The following is an 18,007-nucleotide window of genomic DNA, read 5'->3' as shown; positions in this document are numbered from 1 at the left end:
AATTAAAGGTCCGCGTGGTGCAGCTTCAGGACAAGGCGATAATGAGCGTCGCCGAGCGGCACGTCCACGCTCTGGCCATCGGCCACGTCGACCGTCACGTTGGTGGCTTCGAGGCCCTTGACGTCCACCACTTCCGAACGGCATTCAGCCGTACCGACTTCGCGCTTGCCTACGAACTCGGTATCCTGTGCCATCACCGAGAGACGCATCCTGTTAGCGTTGACATCGACTGGCTTCACCACCAGCGAGAGGCCGACGAACCGGCTTTCGCTCTGCAGGCGCATCGTTGCCCCTTCCAGATGGCATGTCCCGAATCCGACGTGCGTGCCGCTGGAATACGCGAACGGACTCTGCCCGAACTCGTGGGCGATGATCGAGGTTCCGGCCGAAACCAGGTGACCGTCCTTATAAAACGCGACGTCGACCTTGTTGCGCCGGCGACGCGGCCGATGCGTTCGCAATGCCAGAAGCGCAAAGCGCGATTGCGCCGAGGGTTTTCGAAAAGCTATGCAAGGCTAATGCTCCCTTTGACTTAGTGGGTGGGTGATTCTGCTTCGGGTCGTTGCGAGTCAGACGGTTGCCGCAGTCCGCGAGAGCTGCTGGACGTTGCTCGCCGCGTTTTCGATCGTGAGGTCGCTCTTGCGCCTGACCTGCCCTTCGAGCGATGCATGCTGGCCGAGCCGGATGGTGCCGTAATAGAACACGTTGCCCTTGACGCGGCCGTGGATCTCGAGGATGCCGCGCGCGTGCACGTCGCCCTCGACCGTGCCGTCGATCCGGACGTGCTCGCCCTGAATCTGCCCTTTGACCATGCCGCCCAGACCGACGTGCAGCAGGCCGGCATTGGAAACCACATCGCCATCGACGATGCCGAAGACGCTCAAGCCGTGGTCGAGAATCACGCTGCCATGAACGGACAGGCCTGCGCAAAGCAGAGTGACGTTGGGACCTTGTGACTTCATGAACACTCCTAGAAAAGTTGAACGTCGCCGGATTTCGCAGCGGGTGCTTTCGACGGCGCGGGCGTTGTGGTCGCCGGCGCGGCGGGCTCCTCGTTCGCCGTCGGCTGGTGACGGGTGAGGTGATGCAAGGGCCGCAAGGCCGGCTTTGCCGGTCCATGCGACTGCTCTGCCGGGGCGGCGGCCGCCGTTGTGGTCGGTGTTGCGGTTGGGGCTACGGGCGCCGACGCGTTCTGCGATGGCGCCGGTGCCTGCGCCAGAGCCTGCGGTGCGATCGCCGGTTGCGCTGTCTGTGTGGGTGCGGTCGGGCGTTGCGCGTGGATCGGGGACACTGCGGCGCGCTGTTCCGGATTGGTGGACTCAGTTGCCGTGCGCGGATCGATCCGGGGGGCCGCAGGCGGCATCGCGAGCGAGCGAGCGTCGACGTTCGCGAGTCCAGACGAGCCGGTCGCTTTCTGCACGTCGAAGTCACTCGCAGTCAGTGGTTTCGCGGGAGCCGCATTGACGGGCATCGTGCTGTCGTCCATGGACTGTGCCGCGGTGGGAAGGCGAGCTGGTGCGGGAGCCACAGCCGCTGGTGCCGGGTGAAAACTCTCGTGTGTCGGGTGCCACACACGCGCTGCGCTCATTCCGGCCAGACCGGCAAGGGCCGCAACGGCAATACCGATCAGGGCAGGGCGTCTTGCGGTGCTCAGTGCTGCGGTCAGCGCGGTACCGTGGGAGCGCAGGGATTTGCCGCCTTCGGGCGCTGGTAGCGCCGGCATCGCGGCGGTATGGCTGGTTATGTCGATGACGACGGGTTGTCCCGAATACTGGGCGTGCAGTGCCTGAATTTGCCGTAGATCCATATTTTTCCTCAACAAGGTGACAAGTCGAGCGTATCCATCCGGTCACCAAGTCAAGTGAGCCGGAATTTAAAGAAGGCGTGAGAGGTCGATGCAGTCAGCTTTCGCGGCGCTGGCCATCGAAGTCGTACTGGTCGTTGTCGGGCATGCACACCTGAACAATGTGCTTCAGGCGCCGCTCGGCGTTCGCGAGAATGTTCGCGCGATCCTGGTCCGTGATCTTTCGCTCGATCATTCGCTCGGTTGAGCGCACGAAGACCCGGTCATACTGGGTCAGGCATCGCACCAGCAAACCTGCGAGCGGACGCGTGATCGTCAGTTCGATCAGTTCGTGCGGCATTTCGAGTGGACGCGCTTCGTGGCGCGCCAGCCACTCATCTGTCTTGCCGAGCCAGTTCGAGGTATCACGCAACGCCTTCTCCAGGGCCTTGACCTTGCCCCCGCGCGCGACAGCAATCTTCGACGCGCAGAAGTTGTAGTCGGACCTGATGTAGTTGCGGGCGAACTGCGAGCTGTACCGAAGCACCGTTTTCGCATCGGTCTCCGGATTGATCCGCTCAATCCGGCTGTCGCCCGTCAGGCGTTCGATGGGCTTCATGCCGCTACCGGATGACGGGGTAGCCTCTGAAGCAGGTTTGGCAACACTGAGCGCTGGACGCCCGGTGCTGCCTTCCGGCTGCCGGTCGGGCTCGGAGGAAAGTTCAAGGACTGCGGCCATGGTCTATTCGGATGTGGTCTCTCTCACCGTCCATTGTCAACGCGAGTCGTCGGACGAATTCAGGCAAAAGCTATGCCGTTTTCGTTATCTTTCGGGGGATTTGAGGCAGGGTTTTGCGCAATACTGACTTTACTTCTCGCGTCACTGGCGCATCGACACTGACCCGGCTAGCCCGGAGTCCATCTTCTGTCCAAGTCGTGCCTCTGCGCACGCTCCGACCAGCCGGCAACTGGTGTGGAATCTTCTGCTGATGAGCGCCTAGCCCGCGCTCCCCATCTTTCAGTCATAAAACTCGTTGCTGGCCGCATTCATTTGCGCCGCGACATCGTTCGGACCCGGATCATTCGGGTGTTCTCTCTCCAGAGCCCGTCTGGGTAGAACGATCGTAGTGGACTGATCCGTGATCCTGCGGCGGAATGTATTCTCCGAAAATGGGCTGTTGCGCAGCGTGACCATGCTGCGCGGGAACGACCTAACGTTCCCGACTGTGAGCCTCACGGCTCCCTGAGCGCCACGACCCCGGAAGGGTTGTGGCGCTCGGGTCATTTGATCCGAATCCCGAAGCGCGCTCCTCTTACCGAGGAACGCGCTTTTTTTCGTCCTTTAGTTCCTGTCCCGTACGGAGGTCTTCCATGCTTCCCGACCGTCTTGACCAGCGCATTGCCCAAGCGATCAGCGACACGATTGCCCAGGAACGCGCATCTGCAGATACCGCATCGCCTGCATGGCGCACGCGGTGCGAGGTAGCACGGTTCGCGACGTTCAGCGATCCCGAGCGCCGCGCTTTTCTTTCACATGTTGCTGAACGCCGCGGCGAGGCGGCGGCGCACGAACTGGAGCAGTCGGCCAGCGAACTGCGCACTACGGCAATCTTTTTCTTGGCAAGGAAACTCTCATGAACGCAGTTGTCAGCATGCTCAACGGCCCTGTGCGTAGCGTCGTTGAAGAACGGGCATTGCGCCCGCCGGTGATCGGACATATCCGGCCCGGCATCAAGGTGCTCACGTCCAGCGCACGCAAGAACAACCGTGCCGTGGAAATCTACAACGACATGGTGGCAGCGGGCGACTCATTCGACACGATCGGCAAGTCGATCGAATCGAAGTGCGGACTGAACAACGCGCTCGCGCCGAAGAACACGCCCTATTTCACGTGCCGCCGCTCGGACTTCACCAATCCAGACGTCGCCGACGAAATCCTCAGGCTGTACGGCGAGGACCGTGGCGAAGGCCTGAAGCTGTACCGCTTTCCGGTGCTGTTTGCGTTCAACGACTGGATGCAGAATCTGCCCAACCAGATGGCCGTCTACGGCACCAACGGTCGCAAGTTCTTCTCGCAGTACGAACGCGATGGCATCCGCTACTGCATGACGTACGCGAAGATGGAACGCGACCAGCGTGCCCAGCGGGCGGTTCGCCACTTCGGCGGGCGCACCGTCATCCGGCGCCAGGACGAAGCGATCCATGACGGCATCTGTGACCCCGAACAGTGTCCGCAGTATCAGGCGCGACATTGCAATCTGTCGGCGAGCTTCATCTTCGCTGTGCCGGATATCAAGGGTCTGGGACTCATCGAGTTGCCGACGAATTCGATCTACGTGCTTCAGAAGGCGTATTCGGCCATGCAGACTGTGCAGCTTGCCAGAGGCAAACTGACCGGGACGCGCTTCTGGATCACCAAGCGCGAGTTCGATATCACGCGGATCAACGAGAACGGCGAAGCGGTTCGTGCAAAACAGTTGCTGACCGTGCTCGATGCTGACATCGACATCGGCGCACTGCTCGACGGCGCCGATGACGCGGTCCCGGCAATCGAAGCGGCCGGACACGCCGTCGCTTTGCTCGAGGCCGGTGGCAACGTTGTCCCGATCGGCGCTGGATTGCCGGTCGCTGTCGCAGAAGGCGCCAGCGCGAGCGTCGCCGATGAAGTCGATGACGGGGTTGCCGCCCAAACCGCAAGAGGGCAGCCACAGTCAGTAGTTGACGATGGCGCATCCGAAGCGGGTCGTGCGCATCAACACGCAGTGTCGTCGCAAGCTGATGTCGGGGCGGACAGTGTGGTGGAGACACTCGCAGACAAGCTGGACCGTATGTCGGACCTGCTGAAGCGTCTCGGGTTGAGCGCGGAAAACCGGAAGGAGGATTTCCGGGTCTTTGCGCACAACACCTATGGACGTGGATGGGTCGAGCGGCCACAGGATGTCGACAGCATGAACGAGCGTCTTGAGAAGGCACTGACTGATCGCGCAGCACTCGATCGTGACATCGCGGCGACCAGGCAGACGAAGTTCTTCGACTGACCGGCTTTCCGCGCCCCCTTCCGTCAGCCCTTCTGGGCTGGCTTTTTCCGTTTCTGTCCCTGCGTCCTCCCGGGCGCGCATTCCCAACAATGGCTGCCGTATGGCGGCCGTTTTCATTATGGAGGCGATTTTGCAACTCGCACATTTTTCTGACCTGCATTACGCGCCGGACAATCTGGCTGAGTCGGATCGCTGTTTCAGCTTCGCTGTAGGCAACGCGATAGTCAGCGGCGCGACAGTCGGCGTCGTCTCGGGTGACGCAACCGATCACCGGCTCGACGCGCATGCACCATCGCTGAATGCATTGGCGACCCAGATTCACCGGCTCGCCAAGGCTATGCCCGTTCTCATGCTTCAGGGAACGTTCTCGCACGAACCACCCGGTACGCTCGACAACTTCACGCTGATGGGCGGCACGCATCAGATCTTCGTGGCCAACCGGTTCTCACAGGTCGCGCTCGTCGACGGGCGATTCTGGGCATCGACGGGGCCGGTGTTCTCGGATGACGAACTGCGAGGGTTCATCAGCGTGATTCCGGAAGTTGTCTTCACCTGCCTTCCCACGGTCAACAAGGGCCAGCTGGCCGCGAGCGTCGGCGCGCTCGAGGCCGGTACGGGACTGGGCGATGTGCTCGCCGCATTTCTGGCGGCGGCGGGCCGGGTCAACAGGCAGCTTCGCGCAGCGGGGATTCGTACGGTCGGTGTTTCGCACGGGACGGTCAACGGTTGTACGACCGAACATGGCGTCGTCATGGCGGGCTTCGATCATGAGTTTTCGTTGACGGCGCTGTTCGAAGCCGAATGCGATGGCTTCATGCTCGGCCACATCCACAAGGCGCAGCAGTGGGAGCGCGACGGCAGGCTTGTCGCGTACCCGGGCTCGATTGGCCGGTTTCACTATGGCGAAGAGGGCGACAAGGGCTATCTGTCGTGGGACGTTGAACCGGGCAGTGCGACAGCAACGCTGGTCGCAACGCCGTCGCGTCAGATGATCTGTGTGGACTTCGACGGGCCACCGGATATGGCGAAGCTCGGGGAGATCGCAGCGCACGCCGGCGACAAGTTCGTGCGTGTGCGCTGGCAGGTCGATGAAGAGCATCGCCAGGTGGTGGATCGTGAAGCGATCAAGGCGCTGTTTTCCGGCGCAGCAGATCTGAAGATCGAGTCGCGCGTGTTGCCGGTGGTTCGCAGTCGTGCCCAGGGCATCAGTCTGGAGACGACCGTCGAGGGGAAGCTCGGGCGCTGGTGCGAACTGGCCAGCGTCGACGCAAGCCCGCTTCAGGACCGGTTGCAGCTGCTCGCCTCCGGCGACGTGGACGCGATCGCGGCCAGTGTGCTCGCCGGTATTGATTCGCAGCCTGAATCGCCCGCGTTCGCTACGGTGCTTGCGCACCCGGCTGCGTCGCTGGACACGGTAGACGAAGCCGCGGCCGGGCCCGTCGAATCCGACACGAAGGCGACCGGCGTACCGGCGTCGCTCGACTGGCTCAACGACGATCTGTTTGCGGCCTAGCCGCCATGGCGGGAGTGTCCTGCAGGACACTCTCGCGCGGAACACAGCCGTGTTCCGGAAGCCCGTCAACCACCACACCCCGGCGGGCTCCCGGAACAAGGTTCACCCGCGTCACTGACACATCGATTGCAGTTTGCTGCATCCATCTTTTTCCTTAACCCTGGCGGGGATTCATCCCCTCAGGGATGCACTCCGCCGATTTTCTTCGGAGTGTCATCATGTTTGGTCTTTATCCCGCCGGCGCCCAATGGGTCCGGCACTTCACAGCCAACCGCACGCCGCGCGAGATCCAGAAGATCCTGACGGATCATGCTGGCTATCGCGCGAGCATCTTTCACCTTCCGTTTGGCGAACAGCGCGGCGCGGTGATTGCGCAGTCGGACCGCTTCCTGATCCTCGCTGCAACCGTCAACGCGGCAACGGCGGATCTGGCCGTTGTGCCCGACGTACAGTTACAGAACCTGCTGTGGTCGTTTAACACGGGCTACGCAAACCAGTGGGGCTCGCGCGAGCTGCTCGCGCTGACCGGTAGTGATAACTGGGACGGGCTCATCCGGCGTACCAGCGCCGCGTATGCCGCCGTCTGCAGGACGGTCGGCGAAGCGGTCGACGGGTCCCTGGAGAAGAGGGCGGCTGAGAGGGCGGCTGAAAAGGCCGCTGCAAAAGCTGCACACGTATCTGATCCGATCGTTGGACGGATGTTGTCCAACGACGATGATGCGCCGTGGCTGCCATCGGACTATCTGTACGACGCGCCGCTTCAGGAGGTGCCGACATGCGCCCACTGAAACTGACACTGACGGGCTTCATTGGCGTTCGTGACGGGATGAAGCGCGACACCATCACGCTCGATCTCGAATCGCTTCCGGCAGGCCTGATTGCGCTGACGGGTCCGAACGGGGCGGGAAAGTCCACGATCATGGACAACCTGCATCCGTACCGGATCATGCCTTCGCGAGCCGCAAAACTGTCGGTGGACGCGTTCTCGTACTGGGACCACGTCTACGGCGCGCACGCGCTCAGTGAGTTCGAGTGGGAGCATGGTGGTGTGCGGTACCGCTCGTCGTTCGCGTTCCGCAAGCCCGGCAGGACCGGCAAGGCCGAGTACTACCTGGCGTGGCGCGATGCGGACGGGAACTGGCAGCCCATGCAGACAGAGGACGGCACCGTCTCCGATGGCAAGGCAGAGTCCTATGACCTGTGCGTCGAGTCGGTGTGTGGCTCGCTGGAATCGTTCTTTACCAGTGTGTTTTCCGCGCAGAACCGGCGTCCGCTCGCATCCTATGGTGCAAGTGAGATCAAGGCACTGCTCGCGGAACTGCTGCACATCGATGACCTGCGCACGCTGTCGGCGAAAGCCGCTGATGTCGCGAAGGCGCTTGGTCGCGCGCTCGATTCCACGCAACAGGAACTCGTTGCGCTCGGATCGAAGCGCGATCGCATCGCGCAGATCGATCAGGCCATCGCTTCCGATGCACAGTCCGTCATCACGACCCGCGAGAGCCGGGAGACGCTGAACGCAAAGGTGGGAACCCTGACCGTCCAGCGCGCCGTGCTCGCGGCAAAGCAGACTGCCAATGCCAGTGCGCAGGCCCGCTTGCGGGAACTCGGCACGCGGCGAAGCCAGATCGCGACGGCCATGCAGGTGCTTGTTACCGATGCGAGCGCCGACGAACGGCGCCTGAACCAGCGGCGCGCGTCGTTGCGCTCATCCATCGCGGAACACAACGCAGTGATTGCGCAACGTGACGCGATTCTGGGTGCCGTCACAGCACGCGATGCTGCCCAGGCGCGTATCGCGAGCGAGGAGGCGCGGGTCGAGCCGATCCAGAGGGAGATTTCTGCCCTTGAGGAAAAGCAGCTCGCGCTGACCGCGGCGACCTCCCGTCTGAAAGGGCTGGAGTCGGAGGGGACGTCGAAGATGACTCTCCTGAGGTCGCTGGAACAGCAGGCGAGTGTGATCAGTACCGTGCCCTGTGCCGGTCATGAGATGCACAACGCCTGCCCCTTGCTGGCGCAGGCCCGTCAGGCAGACGTACAGGTTCAGGAGCACCGTATTTCGCTCACGAATCTTCGTGCGACGTTTCGTGCCAAACGCGATGAGATCGAACTTCTGACGCCTCAGGTGCAGCATCTTGCTGGCAGGCGCACGGAGCTGAAGGCGGTCAATGATGCGATCGCGGCCGCGCGCCGTGACCTTCAGAAGGCCGTCGATCTCGCCGCACGCAAGCCGCTGCTCGATGCCGCAACCGAAGGTCTCAGCAAAGCCAGTGAAGAACTGGCCGCGCTCGGGACTGAGGAAGCAACCCTACGTGCCCGTCGCGAGGCGCAGCAGGAGCGTCAGTCGGAGGAAGTGAAGGAACTGGATGCGGAAGTCGCACGCCTCGGCGTCGAGGACGTGACCGGTGCCATCGCCGATATCGATCGGCAGCTCACGCAGTTCCGTGAAGCCATCACCGCAGCCGATGCACGGATCGAATCGCTGATCCGCTCGCAGACGATGCGTGAGGTTGAACGGCAGGCGATCGCAAACGAGCTTGCGGGGTTCGACGCGACACAATCGCGTGCGAACCGCATCTCCGATGAGATTGCCCAGTGGAAGCTCCTTGCCAAAGGCCTCGGCAATGAAGGCGTCATCGCCCTGACGATCGATGATGCCGGCCCGGCACTCACGAAGATGGTGAACGACCTGCTGCTCGCCTGCTACGGCATGCGCTTCACGGTCGAAATCCAGACGCAGCGTGCGCTGGCCAGGGGAGAACTGCGCGAGGGGTTTGAAATTCTCGTGCACGACGCCGATCACGACAGCACCAAGGCAGTCACGGTGATGTCAGGTGGCCAGAAAGTCTGGATCAACGAGTGTCTGACGCGCGGCATCGCGCTGTATCTGGCGAGCAACGCAGGGCAGCCGTATCAGACCCTGTTCAGCGACGAGTCCGATGGTCCGCTCGATCCGCAGCGCAAGCTGCAGTTCATGCGGATGAAGCGGGAAGTGCTGCGGCAGGGCGGGTACGAGCGGGAGTACTTCATCTCGCAGACACCCGATCTGGTGGCGGAAGCTGATGCAGTCATTGACGTCGAGGCGCTCGCTGCCTGACGTCGTTTCTTTTAACCCTGTGGGGAAACGCTCCCCACAGGGGCGTTCCCTCGCCTGTTTTCACAACGAGGAATCCCATGCTGAACTTTCTGATGCTGCTTTTCGCGGCAGGCAGTTCGTCGCTGTGCGCCTGCACGACTCAAGCCGCGGTGCATGTTGAACCGGCGAAGCCGGCACCGACGATCATTGTCCAGAAGCCGCGCGGCGAGCCCGGCGACTTCGTGCTCTGCAAGGATGGTCGCGTGCTGGTGTTCCCGGTCGCGCATCCGAAAACCTGTTCCTGATCTCAGCTTGAATCTCCTCGACATGCTCCTTCTTTGGAACGACTCGTTCAGGATAGTCGGCAGCGATCTCCGAAACTCGTTCAACCCACTCTTTGGGATTCAACCAGCTTTCCCGGAGTGCATTCAAGCGAGCGGCACATGCCGCGATGTTTCTAGCGGTCGGCAGCATAGCCTCTTCCACCGGCGGTACCACATAGTCTCCTTCGTCGAGCGGATCTCCCAATGATTGGGACGGCGCCAGTCCGGGTGGAAGCGGAAAAGTTTCAAACACAGTTGAGTTTGTGTAGCGTGGACGGTCCTCCAGGGAGGTGCCTAGTCGGAGGGACCATACTTCATGAAAACGAGAATGAAGAATGCCGAACATCACGTCGTCGGAACGCGCGAAGACGATCAAGTTTTTGTTCGGTATCGTATTTGCGCGAAGCCAAGCGAACACCCGATGCTTAGATACCTCCGGCGTCACGATGAAGCGATTAAGCGAAGAGATACTTCTTCGCATCCCCGGTGCAGTCTCGTTGAACTGCCAATACAGTCTTCTTCGTCGTTCGCGCGACACTTGATCGCGTTCTGGCTGTCCTTACCAATTCGCTGGGCATGGCTTCCCAGCCATGGCCGCTTTTCCGCGCAGAACTGATGCCTGCTCGCAAAGACTCTCCGCAATTTCTCGCGAACCTCGACAGCCACTGGTCGAGGTTCGCTGGCCGCGGGATGCGCGACGCGAATCGTGTCGCGCAAGCTATCCTCGCGGGCCAGACCTTTTTCGCGTCAAGGAGCGGGCTCCGTCTTCATAAGTCGCCGGGTGGATTTTGACGCAATTTCGGAGGGCGATAGATGAATATTACCGATGCCATCGGCCGGCCGTCGTGCCGCGGGTTGGGAAGCTCTTTCGAGGCTTTCCGGCCAGCTAGCGGTCGCCACCGGACACTGCAGTCTTTGCCCGGATTCGGGCAAGTTGCAAGTGCGCTAAACCATCAGCAGCCAGCGTCATCCCGCCGCGTGCATGTCCCGTTCGAACAACGGAAAGCCCGCTTGCTCTGGAACCTTCAGATCCTCGAGCAGCAGCGTTGCGCCAAGCTCACCCTTGAAAAGTGAAAAGCGCGCCTCGGTGTCGCATGCGCAGACTGCAACGCTGCGCTCCGCCAAATGCACGGCGCGCTTGTACCATTCACCCTCGCCAGTATGTCGAAACAACGAGAGCAGCGCGTAGGCGCGGCCGGCGTCACCGCAGCAGAGATGACCTAGTCGGCCCGAGTTTTCCCACACCGCCCAAGCCGATCGCTCGGCGAGTGCCAGATAGCGCTTCTCGCGCAGCACACGATAGGCGGCGGTCCACATAAGTGCATAGCCGGGCGCACCATGGCACCAACCTTCCGCATATTCGCTCGCTGATTCGCGAGTGCTTTTTGTAACCGGCCATCGCAATCCACGGCCGTGCTCCTCGGCAGTGTCAGCCAACGTTTCTAGATGCGCGATGAACCGTCCCGGCAACCTTTCACCGCTGACCTCAGACCATAAGAGGGCCGCGTGACAGAGACCTGCGCCACCGTGCGCGACGCCCAAGTAGCCGCTCGGCGCGAGCGGGCCTTGCATATCGTCGGGCATTATCCGAGAAAGCATCCCCCCCGCAAGCTCGAAAAGCTGCCGGGCAGGATGGCCAACGTTCTCGCGCAAGATCCGGCTCCCGATCGCGTCGACTAGGAGGGCGCATCCGACCAATGTCCCAGCATTGCCGAGAGTGAGATCTTGAATTGCGCATGGCTCCCGAGCCGAGGCCGCAAAATCGTCGATCGCGCTGAGGAGCGCAGCCTCATCCCCCATGGCATTCGCGACGAGCGCCTGCACGAACGGTACGCCGGAGTATCCATAGTAGAGCGAAGCTGGCGTAATCAGTGCATCAGGCAGATGCAAAACGTCATGGGTGAAGGCGTTTTTATCGCTCGCGCTATTCGCGGCGCGTGCGGCCCAAGCATCGGCCGCGGCAAGGAACCTTCCCTCGCCGCGTCGACACGCAACCTGGTACAGTGCATAGGCAATTCCGGCCGCGCCAAAAGTGATCGAACAAGATGGTAACGCTGCCGGCAGCGGGAAATCAGCGATGTCTTCGCTATCCAGTAGTTCCAACAGCGCGTCGACGCGATCGTGCGATTGTCGTTGCGTCCTTCCAGTAACTGGATGGGTCGCTGGTCTTGCGACCGCCGCAAGGGCCTCGCCAAAAGCCTTCACGGTCGGGAAGCGCTCCTCCGCGCGCTTGGCTAGCGCCCGGTGCAGTACGCCCTGAATATCTTCTTGATGCGGCAGGCCGATCTCGGCTAAGCAGAGCGGAGGATCGTTGACGATCTGCAGGAATATTTCGTTGCGGACGGGGGAAAAATTTAGATACGTCTGCCCTGTGATCAAGAGGTAACAGAGCGCCCCAAGCGAATATTGTTCACACGCGACGTCGAGCTGATGCTTGTTCCGAGCATCAAGGAGCGCCTGCGCATGCTCCGGCGCACAGAACTGCGGTACGTAGCCGCGCGGGACACCCACTGAATCACCTATTCTGAGCGCTTGACCGTGATCCACGAGGAAGATCTCATCGTTGACACTAGCGAGGACGTTTTTCGGGTAAATGTCGCCGTGCAGCACCCCGCAATCGTGAAGCTCTCCATATACGTGAAGCATATTGACGCAAAGCCTTATTAGAGGCTCCGATGCGGCTATGCCCTTCAACTGCCTTATCTCTGCCGCGCGTTGTGTGACGGGAATGCCAGCACACCACGACAAGACCAAATAAGCTTGTCCGTTGAACACCCCGTGCGCCAAGACCTGAGGAATTGCTGGCATTTTCAGCGTTCGTAAAATCTCGGCCTCATGCTCTAGGGCGGTCGCCACGTGGTTGGATGCTCCGGGGCGTGCAATTTTGAGGGCAGCCACTTGACCGTCGCACGCCCGGACCTGATAGACCTCCGTGTCTTCAAGCACTTGAATGCAATTGATGACGGTGAAAGCTTCAATTACATCCCCCGGCGAAAATCCTTGCGCTATACGGTGCGCCTCCTCGGAGTCGGCCGTGACGAGCCATCTCGCTTTGATGAACGGCGAAAGCGTGGGCAGCACAAGTTCTAAGAGCTGTTCAGCCTCGTGTGGCCGACCGGTGGTCAGGTTTATCACGGCCTCGACGATCGTTCGCGGACGGCGGAATTGCTCAAGCAGATTTGCGACATCGCTGCTCACCACGCGAGATGGCGTTCGCGAATGGGGTCGCGTCACTACATAGTCGGTAGGGCCGCATATTCCCTCGACCCGGGGATCACCCGCGAACGCCGCTGCGGTCAATACCAACAGGTCCGGCGGCAGTACAAGCCGTGAGGTGATCGACATGGAATGTCAGCCGGCTTTCGACGGCGCTTGCTCGCCGGCGGGAAAGCGCCAGACACAATGCCGCGCGTCGATGCTGAAGCCGCGGAGCCACGCTATCGCGCGTTGCCACGGTTCCATAGCGATATACGGCGGCGATCGATCGACCATTGCCAACGCTACTTGCTGACATAGCGACCAGCGCCAGCTCATTTGCTCGGCGGTGGCTTCCTCGGATGCAGATAGCGGATCGAGTCCCCAGGAAAGAAGGCCATCGCTATCAATCGGGAAAGAAAAGGGAACCCCCTGTGCAGGAATACCAGCGGTTCGGGCGAAAAGTTGCTCGGCGAAATCGTGTAGATCGTCCTTCCTGTCAAAATAGACAACCAACTTGTCGGGCCGCAGGAGATTGCATGCAGAGCCACCGACCTTCAGGCTCACCGCTGCGGAATTGGAGAGGCTAGCGAATAGCTCCGGCAACAACGCTCCCAAAGCGGTCGGCCCGGGACTGATATAGAGTTTTTGGCGTGGCGGCGACCGAACCTGCTGCCCGGAGGGCGGGAGCCGGTGCCACACCACCCATGTTTGATGCCTACTTGCGAATTGCGACCAGCCGGCTCGCGTCCCAAGCGGCTCAAGACCTTTGGCGGCGCATGCGGCCTCGACAAAGCTCACAACGGATGGAACATCGGGCCAAAGCCGTTTCCATCCCGCAGTGAGCGGAATTCGATGGTATTGGTAAAGTTTCTTGGCTAGAGCTGCCGGGTCGTCACACGCGAAACGTTGCGCGTGTTTCACGGCCGCTACGGAAAGCGCCTGCACACTAGTCGGGGTTAGGGGGGAGTCCGGGTCTTGGACGATCTGGATCTGCGCGGAGCGAGCGCGCTCTGCGACTAACCGCCAGTCTCTCTTGTCCGGGCACGTGCCCAGCGCTTCAGGCAAAGAGGCGGTCACCGTTCACCCCTCCTGTTTCCCTTCCTGCTTTTGGGCGAGCGCCTGCGCCGTTTGCTCCAGATCCTCCAATGCTGCTTTAAGGTGAGCCTGAAGGATTTTTACTTCGGCAAGCGATTTAGGTCTCATCGATTCATAGAGGTTCTGCTCGCGTGCCTCAACAACGCTTAGCGCTTCCCGAAGCTGCTGCTTTAAGTTCGCTAAACCACTCGGATCGATGACTTCCTCGTAAAGCGTTAACTGAGGATGGGGCGTAATGCCCGTGCATCCACCGGGACAGTTAGTCATGGTGGTGCACCCTGCGTCGCAGCCTCCGCTCGCTCCCAAGCCCACGCGCCCCGGAACAGGCCGGAGAGGCAAGACGCTGATGATAAGATCCTTAACGAAGAACTCCATAAACGGTCTCCCATGGCGTCGTCGCGCGGGGCTGGATGTGTAGGCAACGCATCGACCAATCAAAAAACCCATCCGTGACCTGATACGAACAGACCCACACAAAAGGATAAATCGGTACGGTGAGGACGTATGTCGCCTTGGCACATCGAAAAGCCGCCACCTTCACAGGGGCGGCCTCAATTGTGAAGTGCAACACCTTGGACCTGCTAAGGTGCGCACATGAATTCGCGAACATATCAGCAGTTGCAGCCTGAAGAACGTCTCACTATTGCCAGCATGAAACAGCAGGGGTTGAGCGTTCGGGCCATGGCCCGAACGCTCCGCCGCTCGGCGTCGAGTGTAAGCCGCGAGCTGGCACGCAATACCTGTGCTGTGCGTGGCTACGCTTCGGTTCACGCGCAGGCCATCAGTTCGAGCCGTCGGGCGGCGGCTCGCCCGCCGCACAAACTGGACCCGCAAGGCGCGCTGTGGCGCATTGTGCTCAGCCTGCTGGATTGGAAGTGGTCGCCACAGCAGATCTCCGGTACCCTGAAACGCATGTGGCCTGATGACCCGAGCATGCATGTCTCGCACGAGACGATCTACAACGCGATCTACGCGCGGCCGCGCGGCGAGCTGCGTCGCCAGCTCATCGCGTGTCTGCGCCAGACCCACAATACGCGTATGCCGCGCAGTCGCGGCAACGACAGGCGCGGCCAGCTGGCCGGCATGCTGAGCATCCATGTGCGTCCTCCTGAAGTCGACGATCGCGTCATGCCCGGACATTGGGAGGGCGACTTCATCAAGGGCGCGGGCAACCGCTCCGCCGTGGGCGTGCTGGTCGAGCGTTCCAGCCGGCTTGTGCTGCTGGCGAAGATGAACGACGCCACTGCCGCCTCCGCGCTGGCTGGCTTCAGCGCCAAACTGAACTCCATCGCCGCTCCGATGCGCCAGAGCCTGACCTACGATCAGGGCAAGGAAATGGCGCGACATACCGAACTCACTGCCGCCACCGGCGTGCGCGTGTACTTCTGCGACCCGCACAGTCCGTGGCAACGCGGCACCTGCGAGAACACCAACGGGTTGCTGCGTCAGTACCTGCCCAAAGGTACGGATCTGTCCGTGTGCAGCCAGGATGAACTTGACGCCATCGCTGACAGCATGAATAGCAGGCCACGTGCTACGCACGCATTTCACTCGCCTCTGGAGGTCTTCGCACGCATGCTCGAAGCCGCTTCACTGCCTCCGCCTGCGTTTCATTAACCCCGTTGCGCTTCACCCTTGAAACCGCCCAGGTTAAATGCAGAGCATGGAACTTTCAAGTTGCCGTTGTCGACAGTGGACCCGAGCAGCGATGAGCACGGCTCCGCTTCTACGCCGTTCGAGCGGCGCCTGAGGCCGATGGCATGTCGGTGGAGAGCACTCAGCCGAACGGTCGTCGTGCTCGGCAAGCTGCCGTTAAGGAAGGTCTGCAAAAGTCCTGGCATTGCGTTGCTGCTGAGCTATCCTGGAAACAGAGCGAATTAGGTGAGGAGCAGTGTGATGACGCAACTTGGTCTTGGTCTGGATCTGTCAACGAAGCGCACGCGCAAACGGGAATTTCTCGATGAGATGCGACGTGTTGTGCCCTGGTTGAAGCTGATTGCGCTGATTGAGCCGCACTATCCCACGGGCAAAACCGGTCGGCCGCCGTTCCCGATTGCAACGATGTTGCAGATTCATTTCATGCAGCAATGGTTCGGTCTGTCAGACCCTGCCATGGAAGAGGCACTCTATGACGTTCCGCTGTATCGCGAGTTCGCGGGTCTCGACGGCCGGATGGTTCGCTTGCCGGATGAAAGCCCGATTCTCCGGTTCCGCCATCTGCTGGAAACGCACGGACTGGCGGTGCAAATGCTGGCGCTGGTCAATGAAATCCTGACGGAGAAAGGCCTGATGCTCAAGGCTGGATCGGCAGTCGACGCCACTCTGATTGCCGCGCCCAGTTCGACAAAGAATGGCTCCGGCACGCGTGATCCGGAAATGCAATCAACGCAGAAAGGTGGCAACTGGTACTTCGGGATGAAGATGCATATCGGCGTGGACGCCGACTCGGGCCTGGTCCATACGGTCCTCGGAACGGCGGCCAATGTTCACGACATCAACGTAGCCCAGGCATTGCTGCATGGTAAAGAAACGGATGTGTACGCGGACGCCGGATATCAGGGTATCGAAAAGCGTTGTGAGGCTGACGCGGTTCGTTGGCATGTTGCAATGCGACCGGCAAAGCGCAGGAAACTGGATCTGAGTGATTCGCTGGAGGCGATATACGATCAGATCGAACGTCTGAAGGCGGGTATTCGAGCCAAGGTCGAACACCCGTTTCGCATCCTCAAGCGGCAGTTCGGTTACATGAAGACCCGCTATCGTGGTTTGATGAAGAACACCGCCCAGATCACTACGCTGTTTGCTTTGGGCAATTTATGGATGGCGCGTAGAGCTTTGCGCAAAGCTTGAAACACCGAGCCGATAAAGTCCGTATGTCTGGTTGAAGCGCTCCGGCGCGCGAAAAAAGCCCCGGCGATTGACTCGCCAGCAAAGATCTGAACGCAGAGGCCGCGCTGGATGTGAAAGATAACGCTTGCAAAGAGGGTTGTGCAGACCTTCCTTAACTTTCTGTGCGTTTAAAGGGCGGTTCATGGTCGGCTGCCGTCCCTGGCGGGAGGCTCAACCCTCGTAGCCGCCACCCCACCGCAATCCGACCATCGGCCCTGATTAGGGCGTTCTCTAAGTTTCCGTTTTTCCGGCCTCACGAAAAGCGGCGCAGTCTCACCAACCACTCTTGTTTACCAATCGCGACTTTCCTAAAACTCTTAGGGACGGCGACACGCGGTGAGAGTCGATCGCCGATAACGCCCTTGGCCGGCGATGAAAAGCAATTGACTCGAATATCCGCCCCGAGGTTCAAAAATGGCAACACCCGACGAACGCTAACGATGGTCGAGGGAGAAACGTGATCGGTACGAAAGCCCCTCTCACAATTAAAACGCGCTTACGGTTGCCGCTGACCGCATTTGGCTCCAAACCGAGCTTGGTTGAAATTAGCTGCGTCTCGGGCGATGGCGAGCACGTTGGATGTGGCGTGCTCGGTACGGGATCGCCGTGGCAGTTCGATGATCTCCACGGTGACGAGTGATCAGCCGGCCTAGTGGCCCCACCGAAGTACGCACGGCGGCGGTTACGCCGCGCCGCCTACAACGGCCCGGGTCGCGCGCTCGATTGCAGGGGGCAAGTTCGTCTTTGACAACCGGATGGCCGGTTACGGGACAAAGTCGACGCCTGGACGTCCGACGGGCGACGCATGTGAACGGCGGGTTGTGGCCGACAGTCGCCCGATGCGTTTGACCGTAGCCGACCCTCAACGGCCCTACGCGGTCGCGATGGCTCGAAGGCCGCTTGCAACGGTACAGTGGTCATTCGTAGACACGACATACCATTGTCATATCGTCCCAATGTCCCAAGCATTGTTACGTCTCCGAAAGCCGCTCAGCCGGCGACTTCTAATGCCTGCCCGGTGCAAAGCCACTGCATATTGGACTCGAGCGACGCTGCAATCCGTTGCGTTGAGCGGAGGCACCGTAATTCCCC

The 18,007-nt window shown here is 60.8% G+C and carries 16 protein-coding genes; 8 read left to right on the top strand and 8 right to left on the bottom strand.

Annotated elements, in window-relative coordinates:
* Positions 1 to 2: 2 nt before the first annotated feature.
* From OKW29_RS02795 to OKW29_RS02780, 4 genes are all read right to left on the bottom strand, one after another.
* Positions 3 to 284, bottom strand: a complete 282-nt coding sequence (locus tag OKW29_RS02795) for a hypothetical protein (RefSeq protein WP_429289871.1) — start codon at positions 282 to 284, stop codon at positions 3 to 5.
* 285 nt (positions 285 to 569) lie between these two features.
* Positions 570 to 962, bottom strand: a complete 393-nt coding sequence (locus OKW29_RS02790; RefSeq protein WP_429289870.1) for a bactofilin family protein — start codon at positions 960 to 962, stop codon at positions 570 to 572.
* 8 nt (positions 963 to 970) lie between these two features.
* Positions 971 to 1,486: a hypothetical protein gene (locus tag OKW29_RS02785; protein WP_429289869.1), complete on the bottom strand. Its 516-nt coding sequence runs from the start codon at positions 1,484 to 1,486 to the stop codon at positions 971 to 973.
* A gap of 415 nt (positions 1,487 to 1,901) precedes the next feature.
* The gene (locus tag OKW29_RS02780; RefSeq protein ID WP_429289868.1) at positions 1,902 to 2,522 is read right to left on the bottom strand and encodes a DUF1845 domain-containing protein; all 621 of its coding nucleotides are present in this window, start codon (positions 2,520 to 2,522) and stop codon (positions 1,902 to 1,904) included.
* Between the two features lie 632 nt (positions 2,523 to 3,154).
* Here OKW29_RS02780 and OKW29_RS02775 point away from each other — a divergent pair.
* The 6 genes from OKW29_RS02775 to OKW29_RS02750 all read left to right on the top strand — a co-directional run bounded on the left by OKW29_RS02775 (position 3,155) and on the right by OKW29_RS02750 (position 9,715).
* Positions 3,155 to 3,421 (top strand): DUF7696 family protein, encoded by a 267-nt coding sequence (locus OKW29_RS02775; RefSeq protein WP_429289867.1) that lies wholly within the window; start codon positions 3,155 to 3,157, stop codon positions 3,419 to 3,421.
* The gene (locus tag OKW29_RS02770) at positions 3,418 to 4,821 is read left to right on the top strand and encodes a hypothetical protein (RefSeq protein ID WP_429289866.1); all 1,404 of its coding nucleotides are present in this window, start codon (positions 3,418 to 3,420) and stop codon (positions 4,819 to 4,821) included. Before OKW29_RS02775 ends, OKW29_RS02770 begins: the two co-directional genes overlap by 4 nt.
* A 130-nt stretch (positions 4,822 to 4,951) precedes the next feature.
* The gene (locus tag OKW29_RS02765; RefSeq protein WP_429289865.1) at positions 4,952 to 6,334 is read left to right on the top strand and encodes a metallophosphoesterase family protein; all 1,383 of its coding nucleotides are present in this window, start codon (positions 4,952 to 4,954) and stop codon (positions 6,332 to 6,334) included.
* A 218-nt stretch (positions 6,335 to 6,552) separates the two neighbouring features.
* Complete coding sequence (locus OKW29_RS02760) at positions 6,553 to 7,122, top strand: hypothetical protein (protein WP_429289864.1); 570 nt, start codon at positions 6,553 to 6,555, stop codon at positions 7,120 to 7,122.
* The gene (locus OKW29_RS02755; RefSeq protein WP_429289863.1) at positions 7,110 to 9,431 is read left to right on the top strand and encodes an SMC family ATPase; all 2,322 of its coding nucleotides are present in this window, start codon (positions 7,110 to 7,112) and stop codon (positions 9,429 to 9,431) included. Before OKW29_RS02760 ends, OKW29_RS02755 begins: the two co-directional genes overlap by 13 nt.
* Positions 9,432 to 9,508: 77 nt before the next feature.
* A complete protein-coding gene (locus tag OKW29_RS02750) occupies positions 9,509 to 9,715 on the top strand; it encodes a hypothetical protein (protein WP_429289862.1) in 207 nt (68 codons plus the stop codon).
* On the opposite strand, the gene OKW29_RS02745 is transcribed toward OKW29_RS02750, so the two are convergent.
* The 4 genes from OKW29_RS02745 to OKW29_RS02730 all read right to left on the bottom strand — a co-directional run bounded on the left by OKW29_RS02745 (position 9,615) and on the right by OKW29_RS02730 (position 14,293).
* Positions 9,615 to 10,214, bottom strand: a complete 600-nt coding sequence (locus OKW29_RS02745) for a type IIL restriction-modification enzyme MmeI (RefSeq protein WP_429289910.1) — start codon at positions 10,212 to 10,214, stop codon at positions 9,615 to 9,617. The two genes, OKW29_RS02750 and OKW29_RS02745, sit on opposite strands and share 101 nt — an antisense overlap.
* Before the next feature lie 485 nt (positions 10,215 to 10,699).
* Complete coding sequence (locus OKW29_RS02740) at positions 10,700 to 12,931, bottom strand: lanthionine synthetase LanC family protein (protein ID WP_429289861.1); 2,232 nt, start codon at positions 12,929 to 12,931, stop codon at positions 10,700 to 10,702.
* A gap of 153 nt (positions 12,932 to 13,084) precedes the next feature.
* Positions 13,085 to 13,534 carry a hypothetical protein gene (locus OKW29_RS02735; protein WP_429289860.1) on the bottom strand — a complete coding sequence of 150 codons (450 nt, stop codon included), beginning with the start codon at positions 13,532 to 13,534 and terminating at the stop codon, positions 13,085 to 13,087.
* 477 nt (positions 13,535 to 14,011) lie between these two features.
* Positions 14,012 to 14,293 carry a hypothetical protein gene (locus OKW29_RS02730; RefSeq protein WP_429289859.1) on the bottom strand — a complete coding sequence of 94 codons (282 nt, stop codon included), beginning with the start codon at positions 14,291 to 14,293 and terminating at the stop codon, positions 14,012 to 14,014.
* Between the two features lie 327 nt (positions 14,294 to 14,620).
* Between OKW29_RS02730 and OKW29_RS02725 the strand changes: the two genes are divergently transcribed.
* Positions 14,621 to 15,643 (top strand): IS30 family transposase, encoded by a 1,023-nt coding sequence (locus OKW29_RS02725; protein WP_429289858.1) that lies wholly within the window; start codon positions 14,621 to 14,623, stop codon positions 15,641 to 15,643.
* Between the two features lie 279 nt (positions 15,644 to 15,922).
* Entirely contained in the window at positions 15,923 to 16,876 is a 954-nt protein-coding gene (locus OKW29_RS02720; protein WP_429289857.1) for an IS5 family transposase, read from the top strand.
* Positions 16,877 to 18,007: the final 1,131 nt, after the last annotated feature.

The sequence above is a fragment of the Paraburkholderia sp. CI3 genome (assembly GCF_050436505.1).
Lineage (GTDB): Bacteria > Pseudomonadota > Gammaproteobacteria > Burkholderiales > Burkholderiaceae > Paraburkholderia > Paraburkholderia tuberum.
This window is presented reverse-complemented; position numbering and strand designations above follow the sequence as displayed.